This window comes from Haladaptatus salinisoli (assembly GCF_020614375.1).
GTDB lineage: Archaea > Halobacteriota > Halobacteria > Halobacteriales > Haladaptataceae > Haladaptatus > Haladaptatus salinisoli.
Window position 1 is genome coordinate 246,362 of record NZ_CP085327.1, and the last position, 19,101, is coordinate 265,462.

Below are 19,101 nucleotides of genomic sequence, written 5' to 3' on the forward strand. Positions count from 1 at the left end.
GTTTGCCCGCCTTACGGTTCCACGACTAATTTTCCGAGGAAACTCTCGCCGATCACGTCTCGCTGCGCCGCGTCGACCTCGTCCAGCGGGTAACTCCGCGCGATTTCGGGGGCGATCTTCCCGTCGGCCACCGACCGGGCCAACCGAGCCAACACCGCCGAGATGTCCGGCGTGTTGAACATGCTCATCAGCGTCACGGTGAGCTCCTTCGAGCGCGCGGCGGGGACGTTGTCGAAGCCCGCCGCCACGTCCTCGTTTCCGATGCCGACGATGCGCGCACCCCGCGCGGCCACGTCGGCGTCGAACTGGAGGTAGTCGTCCAGTCGGTGGTCGAGGACGACGTCGGGTTCGCCCGCCTCGCGCACCGTGTCCGCGAGGTCGTCGCGCGCGTAGTCGAGGACGGTTCGCGCGCCGAGCGCGTCGATTCGGTCGTGGTACCGTTCGCTCGCGGTGGTCGTCACGCGCGCGCCGGTCGCCGCCGCCAACTGGACCGCAACGTGGCCGACGCCGCCGCTCCCGCCGTGAACGAGGCACCTCTCGGCGGGTTCGAGTCCGGCGTGATCGACCAGCGCCCGCCACGCAGTGACCCCGACGAGCGCGACCGCCGCGCCTTCGTCGAAGCCGACGCCTTCGGGGAGGCGTGCCACGCGGTCGGCCGGCGTCGCGACGTACTCGGCGCAGGTGCCCGGTCGGTCGTTGCCGAGACCGGTGCCGAACACGCGGTCGCCCTCCGCGAAGCCATCGACGTCCGCGCCGACCGCTTCGACCGCTCCGGCGAAGTCGGAGCCCGGAATCCACGGGAGGTCGCCGGGCGAGTACGACCCTTCGCGGAAGTAGGTGTCCACCGGGTTGACCGCGGCGGCGCGAACCGACACGAGCAGTTCGTCGTCGTCCGGTTCTGGTCGGTCGATATCGTCCACCTGTAGTACCTCTGGCCCGCCGTGTTCGTGGAATCGGACTGCGCGCATGGGCGGGAGATGGACGGGCGAGCAGATAAGTCCGCAGGGAGTGCAGTTGCGGTATGACCAAGTCCGACGTTCCCGCGCTCGTCGCTCACCGCGGCTTCGCCGACGAGTACCCCGAGAACACCCTGCTCGCGTTCGAGAGCGCGGCCGAGCACGCGGACGCGATAGAATTGGACGTCCGACGCTGCGGGTCCGGCGAACTCGTCGTCTTTCACGACGAGAAGCTCTCGAGACTGACGGACGTTAGCGGACTGGTCGCCGACACGCCGTGGTCGGAACTCCGCGAGTTGACGGTGCTCGACTCCGGCGAGACGATTCCGCGGCTGGAATCCGCCCTCGACGCCATTCCCGACGACGTGTGGGTCAACGTCGAACTGAAACACCGCGGGATGGCGGCGAGGGTGCTCGACGCCGTCGACGGCGCTGAAAACGAACTGTCGTTCTCGTCGTTCGAACCGCGGGCGCTCGGCGAACTCCGGGAGCGCGATACCGCGGCGTCGCTCGGTTACATCAGCCAACGGGGACCGAACTGCATCGAAACCGCGCTCGACCTCGGCTGCGAGGCCGTCCACCCCTCGGCGGACATCTGCGACGCCGCTTTCGTGACGCGGGCGCACGATGAGGGACTGCGCGTGAACGCCTGGACCGTCGAAACGAGGACGGAGGCGGAGCGTCTGGCCGCCGCGGGCGTGGACGGGGTGGTCGCCGACACGCGCCGCGTGCGCCCCCGAAGGTAATACCGGGTCGCGAATCAGGGGCCGAACGCCCGCATTTAACCGCGTACCCCGCCACACACATGACATTTGGCGAATGTGTTTATGCCGATCTGTGGCGTACGGCGTTCGATGAGCACACCGATAGACCAGCGACGCGCTCCGAAACTCGACTCGGACGCGCGGGCGCTCCTCGACGAGCTAGCCGCGGCGGACGCCCCCGACCTCAGCCACCTCTCGCCCGAACAAGGCCGCGCGCTGCTCGGCGGTCTGTTCACTCCGGACGTCGAACCCGAACCGGTCGCCGAGGTGGACGAGCGCAAGATCAGGGCGTACGCGCGCGACATCAGGGTGCGAATCTACGACCCCGAACCGGACGAGAAACTGCCCGCGGTCGTCTACTTCCACGGCGGCGGTTGGGTCGTCGGAAACCTGGACACCCACGACGGAGTCGCGCGCTCGCTCGCGAACGAAGGAAACTGCGTCGTCGTCTCGGTCGACTACCGGAAAGGGCCGGAACACCCCTTCCCCGCCGCCGTCGAGGACGCGTATCTCGCGACGAAGTGGGTCGCCGACAACGCGGAGGGAATCGGGGCCGGCGGGGGACTCGCCGTCGCCGGAGAGAGCGCGGGCGGCAACCTCGCCACGGTCGTCGCGCAGATGGCCGTCGAGAAGAACGTCGACCCGCCGGACATCGACCATCAGGTGCTGTTCTACCCGGTGACCGACCACTCGTTCGACACCCCCTCCTACGAGGAGAACGCCGACGGCTACTTCCTGACCACCCGAGGGATGGTGTGGTTCTGGAACCACTACCTCCGCGACGATATCGACGGGGCGAACCCGCGGGCGTCGCCGCTCCGCGCCCCCGAGCGAATCCTCGCCGAACTACCGCCGGCGACCCTGTTCACCGGCGGATACGACCCGCTCCGCGACGAACAGTTCGCGTACGCCGAGGCGCTCGACGAGGCGGGCGTTTCCCTCGAGCACGCTCACTACGGCGGCATGATTCACGACTTCGCGAACATGCGTCGTCTCGCTGAGCCGTTTCCCGGCATCGAAGCGGCCGCGGACGTGCGCGAGCGCGCCGGCGATGCGCTCAGGGAGGCCTTCGAGTAGCCGACGTGCGGGCTCGAAACGAAGCGGCTCGTGACGATCTGCGGGGAGGGGTTCCGTACGACCGAATCCGCCGATAGCGCGCCGTTCGCGTGTCGGGACGGCGCGCACTCGGGGTGCGGTCGTCCCGGTTTTTTTCGGAAGTACTATCCGCCCTTCTCCAGAAGTTTCGTGCGAGCCCACTATGAGACTACACGAGTACCAAGCGAAGGAGGTGTTCTCCGACGCGGGGATTCCGACGCCCGATTCGGCGCTCGCTCAGAGCGTCGACGAGGCCGTCGAAGCGGCGGAGGACATCGGCTACCCCGTTGCGGTGAAAGCGCAGGTACACGTCGGCGGCCGCGGGAAGGCCGGTGGCATTAAACTCGCCGAGAACCGCGAGGAAGCCGAGGACGCCGCCGACTCCATCCTCGGGATGGACCTCAAAGGATACACGGTCGAGAAGCTGTTGGTCGAAGCGGCCGTCGATTTCACCGACGAACTCTACGTCGGCGTGACGATGGACCGCGGAGAGGGCAAGCCCGTCGCCATGGTCTCCTCGAAGGGCGGCGTCAACATCGAGGAAGTCGCCGAGGAGGACCCCGACGCCATCGCGCGCGAGCACGTCGACCCGGCGTTCGGGATGCACCCCTATCAGGCCCGGAAGGCGGTTTACGACGCGGGCGTGGACCGCGAGGTCGCGCTGGACGCGGCGAGCGTCCTCACGACGCTCTACGACCTCTGGGAGGACAAGGACGCCAGCGACGCCGAAATCAACCCGCTGATGGTCACGGCGGACGACGAGGTAGTCGCCGCGGACGCGGTTCTCAACATCGACGGCGACGCGCTCTTCCGCCACCCCGACCTCGCCGAGATGGAGGACGAGGCGGCGGAGGACGAACTGGAGGCGAAGGCCAACGACTACGGCTTCGACTACGTCCGACTCGACGGGAACGTCGGCATCATCGGCAACGGGGCCGGACTGGTCATGACGACGCTCGACCTCGTGGACCACTACGGGGGGAGCCCCGCCAACTTCCTCGACATCGGCGGCGGCGCGAAGGCGGAGCGCGTGACGAACGCGCTGGACATGGTCTTCTCGGACGAGAACGTCGATTCCGTCGTCTTCAACATCTTCGGCGGCATCACACGCGGCGACGAGGTCGCCAAGGGCATCAACGAGGCCCTCGAATCCCTGGACGAGATTCCGAAACCCGTGGTCGTCCGACTCGCGGGTACCAACGCCGAGGAAGGGATGGAGATACTGAACACCGACCTCGTGCAGGTCGAAGCGACGCTGGAAGACGCGGTGCAGCGCGCCGTCAAAAACGCCCAGGAGGTAGAACAATGAGCATTCTCGTCGACGACGACACCCGAGTGGTCGTCCAAGGTATCACGGGCGGAGAGGGAAGTTTCCACACCGAGCAGATGATGGAGTACGGAACGAACGTCGTGGCCGGCGCGGTCCCCGGCAAAGGCGGGCAGGAAGTTCAAGGCGTGCCCGTCTACGACACCGTGGACGAAGCCGTCGAGGAGGAAGACGCCGACGCGTCGGTCGTCTTCGTGCCGCCCGCGTTCGCCGGGGACGCCATCTTCGAGGCGCTCGATACGAACCTCGACCTCGTGGTCGCCATCACCGAGGGCGTTCCGACGCAGGACATGTCGAAGGTGTACAAGCGCCTCTCGGAGGTCGAAACGCGACTCATCGGGCCGAACTGCCCCGGCATCATCACGCCCGGCGAGGCGAAACTCGGCATCCTGCCCGGCAACATCTTCGAAGCCGGTAACGTCGGTCTCGTCTCACGCTCCGGGACGCTCACCTACCAAGTGGTGGACAACCTGACCGAGCGCGGACTCGGCCAGACGACCGCCATCGGCATCGGCGGCGACCCCATCATCGGCACCGACTTCATCGACGCCCTCTCGCTGTTCGAGGACGACCCCGACACCGACGCGGTCGTCATGTGCGGCGAAATCGGCGGCGAGGACGAAGAGCAGGCCGCGAAGTTCATCGCCGAGAACATGGACACCCCCGTCGCCGGGTTCATCGCCGGGCGAACCGCCCCGCCGGGCAAGCGCATGGGCCACGCCGGAGCCATCGTCTCCGGTAGCGGCACCGGCACCGCGGAGAGCAAAATCGACGCGCTGAACGACGCGGGCGTTCCGGTCGGCGACACGCCCGAGGAAGTCGCGGACAACATCGAAGACCTGCTGTAAGGCGGTTTCGCGAGTTTCGTTTTCTTTCGTAGTGTTCTCGTTCTCGGGCGGTGGTTCACCGCGCGGAGCGATCGCGCCACAAAGCGTTTAATTCGTCGCGGCAACTCCGAACCGGATGATCCGAACCCGCTCCGCGAAGCGTCGGAACGTCGGTCTCGCGGTGGCCCTCCTCGGTCTTCTCGTTCTCGTGCTGTCGAAGCCGAGCGCCGGGACCGTCTGTCTGGGTCGGGGTGGCGGTATCGACCGCGTCATCGTCGCTTGGCACGCGGTCGGTGTCGAGTACGGCAGTTGCGCGTGGACGCTCACCCCCGCCGGATTCGTCGGACTCGGTGCTCTCGGGGTCGTCGTCGGGGGAGCGGAGGTACGGCGGAACCGATAGCGACCGAATTGACCGCTCGTGCGCGGAACGACCATCCGTCGTCAGCGAAAGCTATTACCTCGGTGTGCGTACTCGTGTCATGGATTCGCCGATACACGACGTAGAGTTTCTCGCCCGCTCGGAGCACCGGGTCGACGTGCTCGACGCGCTCTCCGATTCCCCGCGCGACCGCCCCGCGCTGCAGGAAGCGACCGGCGCGTCCTCGGCGACGCTGGGACGCATCCTGAGCGACTTCGAGGAGCGAAAGTGGGTCGTCCGATCCGGCTATCGGTACGAGTTGACCTCGCAGGGCAGGTTCGTGCTGGAGGGGTTCGGGAACCTCCTGACCCGGATGGAGACCGAGCAGAAACTCCGCGACGTGCTGGAGTTGCTCCCCGCCGAATCGCTCGGCTTCACGCTCGACATGTTCACCGACGCGACGGTGACGGTCGCGGACGAGGCCGACCCCTACCGGGCGGTTCGTCGCTTCGACGAACTCATCGAGGGCGCGGAGACGATGCGGGCGTTCGGGACGGCCACGCTCAAATCGGCGAACGTCGACACGCTCCACCGCAACATCGTCGACGGGATGGAGACGGAGATAATCTATCCGCCGCCGATAATCGAGGCGGTGGCGGCGTGGAACCCCGCCGCGGCGACGGAAGCCGCGGAGAGCGGGAATCTCCGAATCCTACTGTACGACGCGCTCCCGTGCGGACTCACGCTGTTCGACGGCCGCATCGCGCTCACCGGATACGCGCAGGACACCGGCCTGTTGCGGGTCGTCGTCGACACCGAGAATCCGGGCGCGTTCGCTCAAGCCGAGAAGATATACGAATCGTACAGGGCGAAATCTCGACCCTTCGCGCCGGCGCGGTCGACCGAAACGTAACCGGAACCGTCTCCGCTCGACGTGGTCTCGTCGCCGACGGAAGGCGAGCGCGTTGCAGGCGACGAAAGCCCGCTCACGCCGTGCAGGACCGAGCGGTCGTGAAATCGTAACGACCGCCCGAACGATTTCGTTCGTTGCAAGTGTTTTCAGAAGGAATTTATATCCCCTCTCCGCGCCTCTCGTCGGTCGCGGAGTGAAAACAGATGACGGTAGAACAACGGGAAGCGGTCAGGTACGGTGTGGACGGCGAGACGTTCGGCGAGTTCGTCGAGTACGCGAAGGCGAACCCGGACGACGTCCAGTTCGAACTGAGTGCGACGGGTCGCTGGGAGGGTCGCGCGTTCCACACGCTCTCGAAGGTCGGCCCCTACGCGCTCGGCGGGGCGGAAATCGACCGGGGGACTCGGGACTACTCGTTCCTCTGGGGCGCGCACAAGGAGGTCGAGGAAGCGATGGGGTTCGTCGACCCCGACGACCGACCGGAGGTCATCGAGGGCGCGTTGGCAGCCCTCAGCGGGTGTCTCAATCACGTCATCTCGCTTCGCCTGATGGCGGAAGGAATCGACGTCGAGGAATTGGAGACGAGGGTGCGCGTTCCGTGGGATCCCTTCGTCGCGCTCGACCTGGCCGAGGTCGAAACCGAGGACGGAACCCCGAGAGACCAGTTCGGCGACCTCCGCGTCGAAATCGCCGTCGGCGGCGAGAACGTGGACGACGACACCCTCGAGCGAATCCGGCGCGCGGCCCGGCGCTCCGCCGTGTTCAACCTCGTGACGCTGGCGCACCCGTGCGAACCGGTGGTGTCGAAGAAGGGAGCGTAACGACTTTCGAATCGATTTTTCGGAGAATGGGTCGGGGCAGATTCGAACTGCCGATCTGCTCCGTGTGAAGGAGCTGTCATAACCGGACTAGACTACCGACCCTCGCAATAATCCGTTTCCCTGCCCGAGACTTAAGGCTTGCTTTCAACCGCGGGCGGCCACTACGACCAAGGTTCGCCGATACCGACCCCCGGACGTGACCGACTGGAACGTGGTGGACGTTGCCGAAATCGACCCCGCCGTCGCCAGCGGCGAGAAACCCCTGAATCGAGTGTTCGACGCCTACGCGGGCGCTCGGACGAAGTTCGTCCTCGCGCCGGGGCGCTACCGCCTCGACGGGCGGTTCGAGCACAACGACTGCGAGGCCATCGCCGTGGTGGGCGACCCGCACGCCACGCTGGTCGTGACCGACCCCGACCAGCAGTACTGCCTCGACGTCGGCGGGGGGTGGGGCGCGACCCCCGAATCGTCCGCCGATTCGGTCGAGATTCGGAACCTCACCTTCGACATGACCGCCGATGGCGTGGGCGCGCAGGCCGTCTCGGCGCGGGCCGCCCGCAGCCTCCGCATCGAGGACGTGGTCGTGGAGGGCGAGTGCGCCTCGGCGGGCAAGAAGGCCCTCGGCGCGATTTACGCCGCCGTCACGCACCCCGAGGGGTCGGGCGTCGTGAGCGTCTCGCTCCCCGACGGCTGCGAGTTCCGCCCCGACGCCTACCCGGACCAATCGCCCGTCGAATCGCAGACCAGCCACCCCATCGGCATCAGCGTCACCGACGACCACCGCGGGGAGTTGACGTTCCGCGACTGCCGCGTCGAGGGGTGGGTGAACAACGGCGGCTACCTCGCCGGGGGCGAAGGCCCGTGCGTCGTGGAGGGCGGACGCTGGAAGGACAACGGGAACGCGAACCTCCGACTCGGCGACGGCGACGTGGCCCGCGACGTCCGAATCGAAGCGGGCGAGACGGCGTACACCGGGTGCGGCCTCTGGCTACAGGAGGGGGACGTGCGCGTCGCCGGCGGCGAACTCTCCCTGCCGAACTGCGACAACGACGGCCTGCGAGTGTCGAGTCGGTCGGCCCGCGTGCGCGACCTGACCATCGACTGCGACTCGTCGGCGCGCGCTATCAAGGTCAACGACGGCCCGGAGACCGTTCTGCTGGAGGGAGTGGAACTCGAAGACCGCGGGGACGGTTCGCAACACGCCTACTGCGCCGAACTCTGGCGCGAGGGGACGACGCTTCGGAACTGTCGACTCGGCTTCCGGTCGGGCGCGAACGACCGGAACGGAATCAACCTGCTCGGGCCGAGGATACGCTTCGACGGCGTGACCGCCGCGCACGACGCGGCGGACCGGACGACGGTGCTGGTCAAGGCGGACCACGTCGAATTCCGGAACTCGACGTTCCGCGGACGGGTCGACGTCGATCGAAAAAACGCGGCGTCGCCGACGTTCGAGAACTGCGATTTCACCGATTGCGAGTGCGTCGGCTTCGAACCTTAGCTCGTTCGGATGCGCTTTCGGACGTCTCGCATCGCGTCGCGGGAGCGCCGTTTGGCCGCTCGCTCCGCCTCGCGGAGGTTCGAGCGCACCCGTTCGCGTCGGGAGGGTTCGGGGTCGGACCCCTCGCCGAACCGCTCGCGGACTCGTCGCTCGACCGGTTCCAGTTCGATTCGGATACCGCGCCCGAAGTGCCTCGCGGCGCGTCGGAGGTAGTACCATCCGTCTTCGAAGTGTTTGTTCATTTCTCCCACCTGATTGTGTCCTTACGCTAGGGACAGATATAATGGTTGTGTCAGGATACGCGACCGGTTGTCGGTTCAAAAACGGTTTTACCCCGGGCGAAGAAACCGGACGTATGTTCACGCGGCTTTCGATTCCGACGCCGTTCCAGGTCGGTCCGGTGAACGCCTACCTCGCGGGGCGAACGCTGGTCGACCCGGGACCGGGGAGCGAGGAGGCTTGGACCGTGTTGCTCGAAGCGTTAGAGGACGCCGACCTCGAACCGACCGACGTCGAGCAAGTCCTCATCACGCACCCGCACCCCGACCACTTCGGACTGGCGGCGCGGCTTCAGGAGTCCGGTGCTCGCGTCGTCGCCAGTCCCGGAACGGCGGGGATAATCCGCGATTTCGCCCGTCGGTTGGAGTACGAACAGTCGTACTTCGCCGACTTCTTCGACCGATGCGGGATGGCTCAAACCACCGCCCGGACGGTGACCGACCTCCCGGCGGCCTTCCTCTCGGTCTCGCCCAAGGTCGAAACCGACGTCGAACTCACCGACGGCGAATCGGTCACCGTCGACGGAATCGACGTGACCGCCGAGGCGGTACAGGGCCACGCACCCGGCGAGACCATCTTCACCTACGAGGTCGACGGCGAATCCCACGCCATCGTCGGCGACCAAGTCCTCCCCGACATCACGCCGAATCCGCTCCTCCAACCGCCCGCCGAGGAGGGCGAGGGTCGCCCTCGCGTCCTTCCGGCGTTCAATCGCTCGCTCGAACGGCTCCGGGACCGGAAGTTCGACCGCTTCCTCCCGGGGCACCGCGAGGAGATTTCGACGCCGTCGGAGCGAATCGGGGAGATTCTCGCCGCCCACGAGGAACGAACCGAGAACGTCCGAAACCTCGTGAACGGGCCGACGACGCCGTTCGACGTGATGGAGGACCTCTTCGGCGACCTGCCCGCGACGGAGTACTTCCCGGCGATGAGCGAGGCGGTCGGCCACCTCGACGTGCTCGAAGAACGGAACGAAGTGGAACACAGCGAGCGAGGCGGAGTCATCGTGTACGAGGAGGTGACGGCGTGAACGACCTGCAACCGGTGGCGCTCGGCGACGAACCCGCCGACCTCGTGATTCGAGACGGGCGCGTTCTCCTCCCCGAACCGTGCGAGTTTCAGGCCCGCGACGTGGCGATAAAGAACAATCGCGTCGCCGCGCTCCCCGAGGACGCGACCGACGCCGTCGGCGAGGACACGAAGGTCATCAACGCGAGCGACCGAGTCGTCGTTCCGGGCTTCATCGACGCCCACACCCACATCGACCTCCACCAGACGTTCGAGAACGCCTACCACTACGCGCTCGAAGGCGGGACGACGACCGTCGTCACGGAAGTGACCGGATTCGGCCCCGCCTTCGGCCGGGAGGGGGTCGAACAGCTGCTCGCGGCGACCTCGTACCTCCCGATTCGCGTGTACGCCACCGTTCCGCCCCAACCGGTCATCGACACGTTCGAGCCCGCGCGGGCCGACGTCGACGCGCTCGCGGAACTCGTCGACGACCCGCGAATCGTCGGCATCGGCGAAACCGACTGGATTCACGCGGTCGGGCGCGACACGAACGCGGAGGTGCTCTACGACCGCGCGAATCGGGAGGGCAAGACCGTCTCGGGTCACGGCGCGGGCTGTTCGGGTGCGAAACTCCAAGCGTTCGCGTCCGTCGTCGACGACGACCACGAGGCCATCACGGGCGATGAGATCGTCGAGCGAGTCGAGAACGGAATCCACGCAATCGGCCGGTACGGGTCGATTCGGGACGATATGAGCGCGGTCGGCGAGGCGTACGAGGCGATCGGCGCGAGCGAAATCTCGCTCTCGACCGACGGCATGTGGCCGCGCCAGCTCGTCCGCGAGGGCTACATGGACGTGGTCGTCCGCCGGGCCATCGAAGAGGGTGTCCCGCCCGCAGACGCGATTCGGATGGCGACGCTCAATCCGGCCCGTCACTTCGGACTGCCGAACCTCGGGTCGCTCGCGCCCGGCAACGTCGCCGACGTGTTGCTCATCGACGACTTGGAGACGGTCAACGTTACGACCGTCATCAGCGGGGGCGAGGTCGTCTACAACAACCACGAGACGACCGTCGCGCCGCGCTCCTACGAGTACCCCGAACGATTCTACGACAGCGTGAACGTCAGCACCGACCCGGACGAGTTCCGGGTGCCCGCCGCCGAGGGAGCGGTTCGAGCCATCGAGTACCGGGGCGGGCTGCTGTCCGCCGAAACGACGGTCGAACCACCCGTCGAGGACGGCGAACTCGTCGCCGCGCCGGAGGACGGGTTACTCAAAGTCGCCCTGTTCGACCGTCATCCGGACGGCGACGGAACCGGCTTCACGGGATTCCTGACCGGGTACGGCGCGTTCGAGGGCGCGGTCGCGACCAGCCTCGTCTGGGAGGTCCCCGGCGTGCTGGCGGCGGGGAGCGGCGACGACCTTCGTCGCGCCGTGGCCCACGTCAACGAGATGGGCGGGGGCTGGGCCGTCGTCAAGGACGGCGACGTGGTCGCGGAGCTTCCGACCCGGGTCGGGGGCGTGTGCTCCGACCTCGAAGTCGAGGAGACGGCGAAGCTCTACGGCGCCATCGAGAGCGCCCTCCGAACGCTCGGCGCGGAGGTCGAACGACCGATGCTCGCGCTCCAGACGCTCACCTTCCCCGGCGTGCCGTCGCTCAAGCTCTCCTTCTCGGGCTACGCCGACATCTTCTCCCGCGAAATCGTCGGACTGCGCTCCGAGTAGCGGCGCTCACTCGTCGCCGTGGTGTTCCCTGATCGTTCGAATTTGCTCGTACGGGAAGAAATTTCGACCCCCGGTTCGCGACAACCAGACCCCCGTGTCGTAGAACTCCAGTTCGTCGCCCTGGACCGGCGAGACGATGTTCTGCTCGCCGGCGCGCTTACCGGACGGGACGAGATACACGTCGTACACCTTGTCGGGCATGGAAACCTCGTACGTCGAGTGCGAGCAAAAGCGTGCCGGTCAGTTCGGGTCGCGTACCTCGACTCGACCGTCGCGTTCGACCACGACCTCGAACCCTTCGTGGTGGAACGTGACGCGGGCCGGAACGTTCGCGTCGGAGCGTCGGTCGAACAGGTCGTCCAACGCGTCGGGGTCGATGCTCTCGTACAGCGGTTCCAACTGCGTCGGGTCGGCGTCCGCCGCCTCGGCTATCGTTTCGACGATCGTCTCCGTCATCGGTTCGTAGCGGTGTTCCGGTTCCTGGAGGGCGGTTCGACTGGCCCGATACCCCTCCGAACGCGTATCGTCTGGTTCGTGATTCATGTCTGGTACCTCGGTGACCTCGGACTCCGAAACGGACGGGTCGATATCGATATATCCCTACAAGAGGCGGACGACGAACGGAGTCCTTGGGGTTTATCAGTTCGTATCTTTATCACCGGTCCGATCGGCCTGCGGAAACAGCGTCCCGTCGAGCATCCGCTCCAACCCGCGCCGGAGGCGACCGGACGCGGCCTGCGGCGATATCTCGAGTTGCTCCGCCAACTCGGAGAGCGAGGTTTCGCGGGGAACGCGGAAGTACCCCCGTTCGAACGCCGTAACGAGCGCTTCGCGTTGCTCGTCCGTCAGGCCGTGTCCGCCCGTGGAGAGTTCGGTGAGCGAGTAGATTCGGTGTACTTCGTACGATATCGACTGTTCGTCACAGGCTTTCCTGAACCGCGTCGTCGCCTCGTGGTCGGGGAATCGAATGCGAAACGACCAACCGTCGCTACACCCTTCGGCGTCGAGGAGCGTCACGCCGTGGTCGGTAAGTATCCCGTGGATTCCGCGTTGCTCCGACGACCAGACGGCCCGACAGAGGGCGCTGTTTCCGATCTCGCGGACGACTTCGACGGAAGAAACGGGCGAGTTCTCGAGGGTGACGTCGGTGACGAACGTCGGGTCGGCGGCGGCGACCCAGAAGAACGGCATCGCTCCTTCCCCGGTCGGAACGATGCGCTCGAGTTCGATTCGCGCCTCGGAGCGGTGGGCGAACAGCGCGCCGAGGGCGAACTCGTCGGGTGGAAGCCGAAGCTCGACGACGACGTTCACGAACGTCGATTCGGCGCGCGACGTGTCAACTGTTTCGGCTAGTCCGTGCGCACGAGACGCCGATGATGCGCATAACTTACGCATACCGCCGGCGTTGCCAACCTAGTTCCTACGGCGCTCCGCGGGGTAATCCGCCTCGAATTGTCCGGAGAACAACCGGAGTTGAATCGGGAGACGGGAGCGCCATCATCGGCTATTATAGATTATTATGAAAACTTAGTGTTAGAAACGCTTTTATATAGCGATGTCTCAGCCACGCGCGAGGTACGAGATGTTCGCACCGTTACGGCGCGCGACCCTGTTCGCCCTGTACCAGTTGAGCGTCCTGACCGGTATCTTCCTGCTCCCGGTCGCCCTCGTGGCCCGACGAGCGGGAGTTCCGTTCCCCATGCACCGTGTAATGCAAACGCTCGCGAAAGCGTACGAAGAGGCCGCAGAATCGAGCGCATAACACCGTCCCCCGTTTCCCGGCGTCGTCGCACACCCCGGAAGGGTTGGTTTTATCAGTGCTGGCGGACTACGTGCGGGTAATGCGTACGCCAATGCACGGTTCCGAATTCTCGCGCAATACGGAGCGCCTCGATGGCACCGATAGCAGTCCGTACGAGCCGGAGATCGGCTCGCTTCCGGAGAGCGAATTCTCGAAGGACGACCTCCAGAACGTCAACAAGACCGGAACGACGACCATCGGTCTCACGACCGCGGACGGCGTCGTCATGGCGACCGACATGCGCGCCAGCCTCGGCGGCCGGTTCGTCTCCAACAAGAACGTCCAGAAGGTCGAACAGATCCACCCGACCGCGGCGTTGACGATGGCCGGGTCGGTCGGCGGCGCGCAGTCGTTCATCCGAACGATGCGCATCGAGTCGAACCTCTACGAGGCCCGCCGCGGCGAGGAGATGAGCATGCAGGCGCTCTCGACGCTCGCCGGAAACCTCCTCCGAGGCGGCCCGTTCTTCCTCGTCTCGCCCATCCTCGGCGGTATCGACGAGGAAGGGTCCCACATCTTCAGCCTCGACCCCGCCGGCGGCGTCATGTCGGACGACTACACCGTGACCGGTAGCGGGATGCAACTCGCCTACGGCGTGCTCGAACAGGAGTACGAGGAGGGGCTCTCGAACGAGGAGGCGAAGACCATCGCCGCCCGCGGTATCAAGAGCGCGGTCGAGCGCGACACGGGCAGCGGTAACGGCGTGTTCCTCGCGGAAATCACGGACGAAGGCGTCGAAATCACCGGGCACAAGGACTTCGACGAAGTCCTCTAAGCCCAGTCCGCGAAGCTTCCTTCCAGCAGCGTCTCTTTCTGCCGGTCGATGTACGTGCGTTGCATACCGGTTATCGCGTCCTCGAACGTCGCACCGTCGGCCAACCGTTCGCGCACTTCTCGTTTCTTCCACCCGGCGGGCGTCACGCCGTGGCGGGCGCGCTGGCGGAGGGGCCAGAGGTACTTCGCGGCCTCCTCGTCGGACAGCCCTCGCGCCTGCAGACCGTCTTTCGCGTGGGCGAAGAGGTCGGCGAACAGTTCCTCGGCGTCGGTCGTCTCCTTTCCGTCGTTCGTTATCCAGTAGAGTTCGGCGTCGAGACCGTCGCGCATGGCGGCGTAGAAGTTGTCCCGCGCGACGATCCAGTCGAGGTGCCGGACGGGGTGCTCCCTGCGGAACGTGCTCTCCAGCAACCCCGCGAACGCCGCCTGAAACGCGATGGAGTCCCGGACCGTCGGCTGGGCCGCGATGGGTCGGAACTCGATTCGAGCGTTGGCGTCGGAGCGCGTCGCCCCGCCGAAGACCGGGCGAACCCACCGCCAGTAGGTTCCGTGTTTCAGCCGGAAGTGGGCGAACTCGTCGTCGAAGCGGGCGGAACCCGCCACCGGCATGGGAACCATGGTGCGGTCCGCCGCGATGTCGTCGATGACCTCCTCGACCGACTCCACGTCCTCGGGAAGCCGTACCTTGCCGGGGTCGCCGCCGTTCAGCACCGATTCGAAGACGCCGATTCGGTTCTCCATCCACGCCTCGTCCACGATGTCGTCCGGCGGCGCGTCGTCGTACAGGTCCGGCGGGAAGAAGGGGGAGTTCACGCCGAGCGCGAGCAGCGGCGCGGCGATTCGAATCGCGTACCTGAAGTACGCCGGGAGGTCGCGGGCGTGGGGTACCTGATAGTGCGGCTGGATGGACGTGATGAGGCTCTCGGGCATCACCGTCTCCGCGGACAGCGAGACGTGCGGCGCGTCGAGTTCCATCCCCGCCGTGTCGGTTGCGTTCGCCATCGCGTGGTAGCGCACCGAGTCGCTCATGTTCGACGCGACTCGAACGCCGCCGTCGTCGACGCTGTCGGTGAGGTACCCCGTGGCCGTCTCGCCCTCCGGCGGAATCGTCCAGAGGCCGTCGCTGACGAGCCGCATCCCCTCGGAGAAGGTTCGCTCTTCCGCCGCCGAGAGGCGGGCTTTCACCTCGGCTTCCTGCGCGGCCAGTCCGTACTCGTTCAGCGGTTGCGGGCTGGTGGACATCTCGGCGTTGTGCAGGCCGAGTTCCTTCTCGAACCCGATGAGCGAGAGCAGTCGACGGGGGACGCGGGCGAGGGCTTTCGTCTCGGCGTCCACGGCGTAGAACTCGTACTCGAATCCGATGATGGCCTGCGGGTTGTCGAACGTTCCCTCCGCGAGTTCGCGCTTGATGACCTCCGCGTCCTCCTCGACGCGAGCCTGGAACTCCCGACTATCGACGGTGAGCACGTCCTTCACCTGCGACACGAGGTCGTCGGTCATTGAAGAGTGATGAGCGAGCCAGACGTTTCAATCCACGGGCCTCGCGGCCGTCGTTCGTTCCGGTTTCCCGTCTCTTTCGGTAGCGCGCTCCCGACCGCGGTCGGCGGTTCGCGCCGACGCGTACCCGTGATTTCGCGTCCGGACTTCACAAACTGTCGGAAGGGTAAAACGAGCGTTCGAGCCGCGAACGCCCCGGAAACCGAAAGCCGTGCGTTTAACTCCGACCGCCGACAACTTCCGGTAATGGAGTTCGCGGAGTTCGCCGAGCGCGCCGGAGACATCGAAGAACTGAGCGCCGACACGGACATCATCGAGGCCGTCACCGACCTCCTCGCGGCGGCCAACGACGACCTCGAAGTGCTGGCTCGGTTCGTGCAGGGCCGGGTGTTCCCGGCGTGGGACTCGACGACCCTCGACATCGGGCCGAACTACTGCTACGAAGCCATCGCGCGCGCCGCAGGGCAGAACGTCTCCGCGGACGACGTGGAGGACGAACTCGCCGAACTGGGCGACATCGGCGCGGTGGCCGCGAGCTACGACTTCGGCGGCCAACAGGGTCTCGCCGCGTTCGGCGGCGGGCGGGACGACCTGACCGTCGCCGAGGTCGCCGACGAACTCGAAGCGGTCGCCCGCGCCGAGGGGTCGGGGAGTCGGGAGACGAAGATAGACATCCTCTTCGGGCTGTTCAACCGCACCGGTTCGCGGGAAGCGCGGTATCTCGCCCGCCTCGTCCTCTCGGAGATGCGAATTGGCGTCGGCGAGGGAACGGTCCGGGACGCCATCGCGGGCGCGTTCGACGCACCGGTCGAGTCGGTCGAGCGCGCCCTGCAGGTGTCGAACGACTACGGCCGGGTCGCCCGGGTCGCCCGCGACGAGGGCGAAGCCGGACTCGACGCGATGGAACTCGAAGTCGGCAGACCCGTACAAGCCATGCTAGCGCAGGCGGGCACGGTCACGGACGCGCTGGACGACTGGGGCGAGGCGGGCGTCGAGTGGAAGTTCGACGGCGCGCGAGTGCAGTTGCACTACGACGGCGACGACGTCAGTATCTTCTCGCGGAACATGGAGGACGTGACGGACGCGCTCCCCGAAATCGTGGAGTACGCCCGCGAGCACCTCGCCGCACCGGCCATCGTGGACGGCGAGGTCGTGGCGATGGACGGCGGAAAACCGCTTCCGTTTCAGGAGATACTGCGGCGCTTCCGCCGCAAGCACGACGTGGCCCGCGCCCGCGAGGAGGTCAGCCTCGAACTCCGAGCGTTCGACTGCCTGCACGCGGACGGCGATGACCTGCTCTCGGCACCCCTCACGGAGCGCCACGACCGGTTGCGGGGCGTACTCTCCGGAGGGGTGTCCGCGCTCACCGTCACCGACGACGCCGACGCTATCGCCGACATCGAGGCGAACTCGCTCGATGCGGGCCACGAGGGAATCATGCTGAAGAACCCCGAGTCGACGTACTCGCCCGGACGGCGGGGGAAGAACTGGCTCAAGCGCAAGCCGGACGTTGAGACCCTCGACCTCGTCGTTACCGGTGCCGAGTGGGGCGAGGGCCGCAGGGCGAGTTTCCTCGGGACCTTCCTGCTGTCGGCGTGGACCGAGGACGGCTTCGAGACCATCGGGAAGGTCGCCACGGGAATCACGGACGAGGAACTGGCCGAGCTGACCGAACTGCTCGAACCGCACATCGCCGCGCAGGACGGCCAAGCGGTCGATATCTCCCCGAAAATCGTCTTCGAGGTGGGATACGAGGAGATACAGCGGTCGCCGACCTACTCGTCGGGCTACGCCCTGCGGTTCCCCCGATTCCTCGGCGTCAGGGACGATAAAACCCCCGAGGACGCCGATTCGCTGGAGCGCGTGGAACGACTCGCCGAGTCGCAGTGAAAAAACGACTTTCCCTAGACCGTCACGATAATGACGAACTTGCGCGACCGGGCCCGGGAACTCCGCCGCGAGGTGACGGCGTTGGCGATAGCGTCCCGCGACCCCCGGACGCCGTGGTACGCGAAAGCGGTCGTCCTCGTGACGGTCGGACTCGCGGTCAGTCCTATCGATCCGATTCCGGATTTCGTTCCGGTGCTCGGCTACGCCGACGACCTCCTTTTCGTTCCGGCGGGCGCGTACCTCGCCCGTCGGTGGATTCCGGACGACGCGCTGACCGAGGCGCGCGCCGAAGCCGAAACGCGCCAGGAGCAGGGGGACGGCGGTGCGATAGGGTGGCTAGCGGCCCTTCTCGTGGTGGCCGGTTGGTTGCTGGCGGGGTACGCGCTCTGGCGATTCTTCGCCTGATCCTTTTCCGCGACCGAACCCTTTTCCCCGAAAGCGGACTACCGACGGGTATGACGGTTCGACACGACGGCCTGACGGTGGAGTGGTTCGGCTACGCGACGGTGCGACTCGAGACCCCGGACGGATTCGTCGCGTACGTCGACCCCGGACGGTACGGCGTCCTGACGGGCGAGTGGGACCCCGACAGTCCGGACGCGACCCATCCGGAACCGGTCGACTACCGCGCGCAGGACGGGGACGCCGTCTTCGTCACCCACGACCACCACTACGACTCGGACGGTATCGAGCGCGTCGCCGCCGAGGACGCCACCGTGGTCGTCTACGAGGGCGTGGACGCCGACGCCATCGACCGGGACGTGACGGCGGTGGACGACCTCCCCTACGACGTCCGGCGAATCGGGGCGGAAGACCGCGTCACCGTCGGCGAGTGCGAGGTCCGGTCGGTCCCGGCCCACAACGAACTCGACGGGCCGCACACCCGGGCGAACGGCGAACCGTACCACCCGGAGGGGTTCGGCGTCGGCTTCCTCCTCTCGCTGGGCGGGAAGACGGTCTTCTGGCCCGGCGACTCCGACGTGTTGGACGACCACCGGGAACTCGACGTGTCGCTCTTTCTCCCTCCCATCGGCGGCAGTTTCACGATGGACAGACGCGAGGCGGCGGCGTTGGCGGAGCGACTCGGCCCGGAACTCGTCCTGCCGATACACTACGACACGTTCTCGGCGCTGGAGACCGACTCGGGCGCGTTCGCGGCGGACGTGGCGAGGCGGGGCGTGCCGGTGGTGTTGGACGAGAAGTGAGACGGAAGGCGGCGAAACGCCGGTTCGAATCGGACGAGTTCGTCCGCGACCGTCGGTCGCGCGCTCAATCCGAGATGCCGCCGCGAAGCGCGTCCGCGACCGTGAGGACGGCGAGGACGACCGCGGAAACCCCGGCGAACGCGCGCAGTTCGGGATTCGCAACTCGAACCGAGTAATGGGTGAGCGCCCAGATTATCGCGAACACCGTCGCACCGATTCCCGTCAACTTCAGGTCGACCCATCGTCTCGGATCCATAGTATAACGAACGGTTTCGGGATACAAATTACCGCGGGAAAAGACGAAATAACGGAACGAACGACCGGTTCGTCGGCTCGGCCGACCGCGTCGCTGCGGTT

22 protein-coding genes and 1 tRNA gene are annotated in these 19,101 nt (G+C 66.5%); 15 read left to right on the forward strand and 8 right to left on the reverse strand.

All coding sequences use genetic code 11. The annotated features are described in order from the left end of the window. Positions 1-11 precede the first annotated feature (11 nt). Complete coding sequence (locus LIX00_RS01415) at positions 12-968, reverse strand: NADPH:quinone reductase (protein ID WP_227354401.1); 957 nt, start codon at positions 966-968, stop codon at positions 12-14. Between the two features lie 53 nt (positions 969-1,021). On the opposite strand from LIX00_RS01415, the gene LIX00_RS01420 reads away from it, so the two are divergent. The 7 genes from LIX00_RS01420 to LIX00_RS01450 all read left to right on the forward strand — a co-directional run bounded on the left by LIX00_RS01420 (position 1,022) and on the right by LIX00_RS01450 (position 7,061). Beyond that, on the forward strand, positions 1,022-1,702 hold the full coding sequence (locus LIX00_RS01420; protein WP_227354402.1) for a glycerophosphodiester phosphodiesterase: 681 nt from the start codon (positions 1,022-1,024) through the stop codon (positions 1,700-1,702). A 108-nt stretch (positions 1,703-1,810) separates the two neighbouring features. Next, positions 1,811-2,797, forward strand: coding sequence for a LipP1 family hormone-sensitive lipase (gene lipP1, locus LIX00_RS01425; protein WP_227354403.1), 987 nt, complete (start codon positions 1,811-1,813; stop codon positions 2,795-2,797). Positions 2,798-2,978: 181 nt separating this feature from the next. Further along, positions 2,979-4,124 carry an ADP-forming succinate--CoA ligase subunit beta gene (gene sucC, locus LIX00_RS01430; RefSeq protein ID WP_227354404.1) on the forward strand — a complete coding sequence of 382 codons (1,146 nt, stop codon included), beginning with the start codon at positions 2,979-2,981 and terminating at the stop codon, positions 4,122-4,124. Next, a complete protein-coding gene (gene sucD, locus LIX00_RS01435) occupies positions 4,121-4,990 on the forward strand; it encodes a succinate--CoA ligase subunit alpha (protein ID WP_227354405.1) in 870 nt (289 codons plus the stop codon). Before sucC ends, sucD begins: the two co-directional genes overlap by 4 nt. A gap of 115 nt (positions 4,991-5,105) precedes the next feature. Next, the gene (locus tag LIX00_RS01440; protein ID WP_227354406.1) at positions 5,106-5,369 is read left to right on the forward strand and encodes a hypothetical protein; all 264 of its coding nucleotides are present in this window, start codon (positions 5,106-5,108) and stop codon (positions 5,367-5,369) included. A gap of 79 nt (positions 5,370-5,448) precedes the next feature. Further along, positions 5,449-6,240 (forward strand): helix-turn-helix transcriptional regulator, encoded by a 792-nt coding sequence (locus LIX00_RS01445; protein ID WP_227354407.1) that lies wholly within the window; start codon positions 5,449-5,451, stop codon positions 6,238-6,240. Positions 6,241-6,443: 203 nt separating this feature from the next. Next, positions 6,444-7,061 carry an OsmC family protein gene (locus LIX00_RS01450; protein WP_227354408.1) on the forward strand — a complete coding sequence of 206 codons (618 nt, stop codon included), beginning with the start codon at positions 6,444-6,446 and terminating at the stop codon, positions 7,059-7,061. 27 nt (positions 7,062-7,088) lie between these two features. Here the strand turns inward: LIX00_RS01450 and LIX00_RS01455 are convergent. Beyond that, a tRNA-Val gene (locus LIX00_RS01455) sits at positions 7,089-7,163 on the reverse strand. Positions 7,164-7,257: 94 nt separating this feature from the next. Here LIX00_RS01455 and LIX00_RS01460 point away from each other — a divergent pair. After that, positions 7,258-8,562 (forward strand): hypothetical protein, encoded by a 1,305-nt coding sequence (locus LIX00_RS01460; RefSeq protein ID WP_227354409.1) that lies wholly within the window; start codon positions 7,258-7,260, stop codon positions 8,560-8,562. Here LIX00_RS01460 and LIX00_RS01465 read toward each other — a convergent pair. Continuing rightward, positions 8,559-8,804: a DUF7553 family protein gene (locus tag LIX00_RS01465; RefSeq protein WP_227355649.1), complete on the reverse strand. Its 246-nt coding sequence runs from the start codon at positions 8,802-8,804 to the stop codon at positions 8,559-8,561. The genes LIX00_RS01460 and LIX00_RS01465 overlap by 4 nt on opposite strands. A 113-nt stretch (positions 8,805-8,917) precedes the next feature. Between LIX00_RS01465 and LIX00_RS01470 the strand changes: the two genes are divergently transcribed. Both LIX00_RS01470 and LIX00_RS01475 read left to right on the forward strand, forming a co-directional pair. After that, positions 8,918-9,871 carry an MBL fold metallo-hydrolase gene (locus LIX00_RS01470; RefSeq protein WP_227354410.1) on the forward strand — a complete coding sequence of 318 codons (954 nt, stop codon included), beginning with the start codon at positions 8,918-8,920 and terminating at the stop codon, positions 9,869-9,871. Next, entirely contained in the window at positions 9,868-11,577 is a 1,710-nt protein-coding gene (locus LIX00_RS01475; protein WP_227354411.1) for an adenine deaminase C-terminal domain-containing protein, read from the forward strand. Before LIX00_RS01470 ends, LIX00_RS01475 begins: the two co-directional genes overlap by 4 nt. 6 nt (positions 11,578-11,583) lie before the next feature. Here the strand turns inward: LIX00_RS01475 and LIX00_RS01480 are convergent, their stop codons facing one another. The 3 genes from LIX00_RS01480 to LIX00_RS01490 all read right to left on the reverse strand — a co-directional run bounded on the left by LIX00_RS01480 (position 11,584) and on the right by LIX00_RS01490 (position 12,888). Beyond that, positions 11,584-11,778 carry a hypothetical protein gene (locus LIX00_RS01480; protein ID WP_227354412.1) on the reverse strand — a complete coding sequence of 65 codons (195 nt, stop codon included), beginning with the start codon at positions 11,776-11,778 and terminating at the stop codon, positions 11,584-11,586. Between the two features lie 39 nt (positions 11,779-11,817). Continuing rightward, entirely contained in the window at positions 11,818-12,120 is a 303-nt protein-coding gene (gene ddfA / locus LIX00_RS01485) for a DdfA family disk-determining factor (protein ID WP_227354413.1), read from the reverse strand. Positions 12,121-12,216: 96 nt separating this feature from the next. Then, positions 12,217-12,888: a helix-turn-helix domain-containing protein gene (locus LIX00_RS01490; protein ID WP_227354414.1), complete on the reverse strand. Its 672-nt coding sequence runs from the start codon at positions 12,886-12,888 to the stop codon at positions 12,217-12,219. A 271-nt stretch (positions 12,889-13,159) separates the two neighbouring features. Here LIX00_RS01490 and LIX00_RS01495 point away from each other — a divergent pair, with 271 nt between their 5' ends. After that, positions 13,160-13,339, forward strand: coding sequence for a hypothetical protein (locus LIX00_RS01495; RefSeq protein ID WP_227354415.1), 180 nt, complete (start codon positions 13,160-13,162; stop codon positions 13,337-13,339). A 79-nt stretch (positions 13,340-13,418) separates the two neighbouring features. After that, entirely contained in the window at positions 13,419-14,153 is a 735-nt protein-coding gene (psmB, locus tag LIX00_RS01500) for an archaeal proteasome endopeptidase complex subunit beta (RefSeq protein WP_255679326.1), read from the forward strand. On the opposite strand, the gene LIX00_RS01505 is transcribed toward psmB, so the two are convergent. Beyond that, on the reverse strand, positions 14,150-15,652 hold the full coding sequence (locus LIX00_RS01505; RefSeq protein WP_227354416.1) for a glutamate-cysteine ligase family protein: 1,503 nt from the start codon (positions 15,650-15,652) through the stop codon (positions 14,150-14,152). The two genes, psmB and LIX00_RS01505, sit on opposite strands and share 4 nt — an antisense overlap. 243 nt (positions 15,653-15,895) lie before the next feature. Between LIX00_RS01505 and ligA the strand changes: the two genes are divergently transcribed. Genes ligA through LIX00_RS01520 form a run of 3 tightly spaced genes read left to right on the forward strand, consistent with a single transcriptional unit; the run spans position 15,896 to position 18,744 of the window. Then, positions 15,896-17,539: an ATP-dependent DNA ligase LigA gene (gene ligA, locus LIX00_RS01510; RefSeq protein WP_227354417.1), complete on the forward strand. Its 1,644-nt coding sequence runs from the start codon at positions 15,896-15,898 to the stop codon at positions 17,537-17,539. 30 nt (positions 17,540-17,569) lie between these two features. Further along, positions 17,570-17,944, forward strand: a complete 375-nt coding sequence (locus tag LIX00_RS01515; protein WP_227354418.1) for a YkvA family protein — start codon at positions 17,570-17,572, stop codon at positions 17,942-17,944. Positions 17,945-17,994: 50 nt separating this feature from the next. After that, entirely contained in the window at positions 17,995-18,744 is a 750-nt protein-coding gene (locus tag LIX00_RS01520) for an MBL fold metallo-hydrolase (RefSeq protein ID WP_227354419.1), read from the forward strand. A 64-nt stretch (positions 18,745-18,808) separates the two neighbouring features. On the opposite strand, the gene LIX00_RS01525 is transcribed toward LIX00_RS01520, so the two are convergent. After that, positions 18,809-19,000, reverse strand: a complete 192-nt coding sequence (locus LIX00_RS01525; RefSeq protein WP_227354420.1) for a hypothetical protein — start codon at positions 18,998-19,000, stop codon at positions 18,809-18,811. Between the last annotated feature and the right edge of the window lie 101 nt (positions 19,001-19,101).

What these genes read in the sequence shown, in the direction of transcription:
- LIX00_RS01495 (WP_227354415.1), top strand. Translation starts at nt 13,160, where the DNA reads ATGTTCGCACCGTTACGGCGCGCGACCCTGTTCGCCCTGTACCAGTTG.
- psmB (WP_255679326.1), top strand. Translation starts at nt 13,419, where the DNA reads ATGCGTACGCCAATGCACGGTTCCGAATTCTCGCGCAATACGGAGCGC.
- lipP1 (WP_227354403.1), top strand. Translation starts at nt 1,811, where the DNA reads ATGAGCACACCGATAGACCAGCGACGCGCTCCGAAACTCGACTCGGAC.
- LIX00_RS01440 (WP_227354406.1), top strand. Translation starts at nt 5,106, where the DNA reads ATGATCCGAACCCGCTCCGCGAAGCGTCGGAACGTCGGTCTCGCGGTG.
- ddfA (WP_227354413.1), bottom strand. Translation starts at nt 12,120, where the DNA reads ATGAATCACGAACCAGACGATACGCGTTCGGAGGGGTATCGGGCCAGT.
- LIX00_RS01480 (WP_227354412.1), bottom strand. Translation starts at nt 11,778, where the DNA reads ATGCCCGACAAGGTGTACGACGTGTATCTCGTCCCGTCCGGTAAGCGC.
- LIX00_RS01515 (WP_227354418.1), top strand. Translation starts at nt 17,570, where the DNA reads ATGACGAACTTGCGCGACCGGGCCCGGGAACTCCGCCGCGAGGTGACG.
- LIX00_RS01520 (WP_227354419.1), top strand. Translation starts at nt 17,995, where the DNA reads ATGACGGTTCGACACGACGGCCTGACGGTGGAGTGGTTCGGCTACGCG.
- LIX00_RS01445 (WP_227354407.1), top strand. Translation starts at nt 5,449, where the DNA reads ATGGATTCGCCGATACACGACGTAGAGTTTCTCGCCCGCTCGGAGCAC.
- sucC (WP_227354404.1), top strand. Translation starts at nt 2,979, where the DNA reads ATGAGACTACACGAGTACCAAGCGAAGGAGGTGTTCTCCGACGCGGGG.
- sucD (WP_227354405.1), top strand. Translation starts at nt 4,121, where the DNA reads ATGAGCATTCTCGTCGACGACGACACCCGAGTGGTCGTCCAAGGTATC.
- LIX00_RS01450 (WP_227354408.1), top strand. Translation starts at nt 6,444, where the DNA reads ATGACGGTAGAACAACGGGAAGCGGTCAGGTACGGTGTGGACGGCGAG.
- LIX00_RS01420 (WP_227354402.1), top strand. Translation starts at nt 1,022, where the DNA reads ATGACCAAGTCCGACGTTCCCGCGCTCGTCGCTCACCGCGGCTTCGCC.
- LIX00_RS01470 (WP_227354410.1), top strand. Translation starts at nt 8,918, where the DNA reads ATGTTCACGCGGCTTTCGATTCCGACGCCGTTCCAGGTCGGTCCGGTG.
- ligA (WP_227354417.1), top strand. Translation starts at nt 15,896, where the DNA reads ATGGAGTTCGCGGAGTTCGCCGAGCGCGCCGGAGACATCGAAGAACTG.
- LIX00_RS01415 (WP_227354401.1), bottom strand. Translation starts at nt 968, where the DNA reads ATGCGCGCAGTCCGATTCCACGAACACGGCGGGCCAGAGGTACTACAG.
- LIX00_RS01525 (WP_227354420.1), bottom strand. Translation starts at nt 19,000, where the DNA reads ATGGATCCGAGACGATGGGTCGACCTGAAGTTGACGGGAATCGGTGCG.
- LIX00_RS01465 (WP_227355649.1), bottom strand. Translation starts at nt 8,804, where the DNA reads ATGAACAAACACTTCGAAGACGGATGGTACTACCTCCGACGCGCCGCG.
- LIX00_RS01505 (WP_227354416.1), bottom strand. Translation starts at nt 15,652, where the DNA reads ATGACCGACGACCTCGTGTCGCAGGTGAAGGACGTGCTCACCGTCGAT.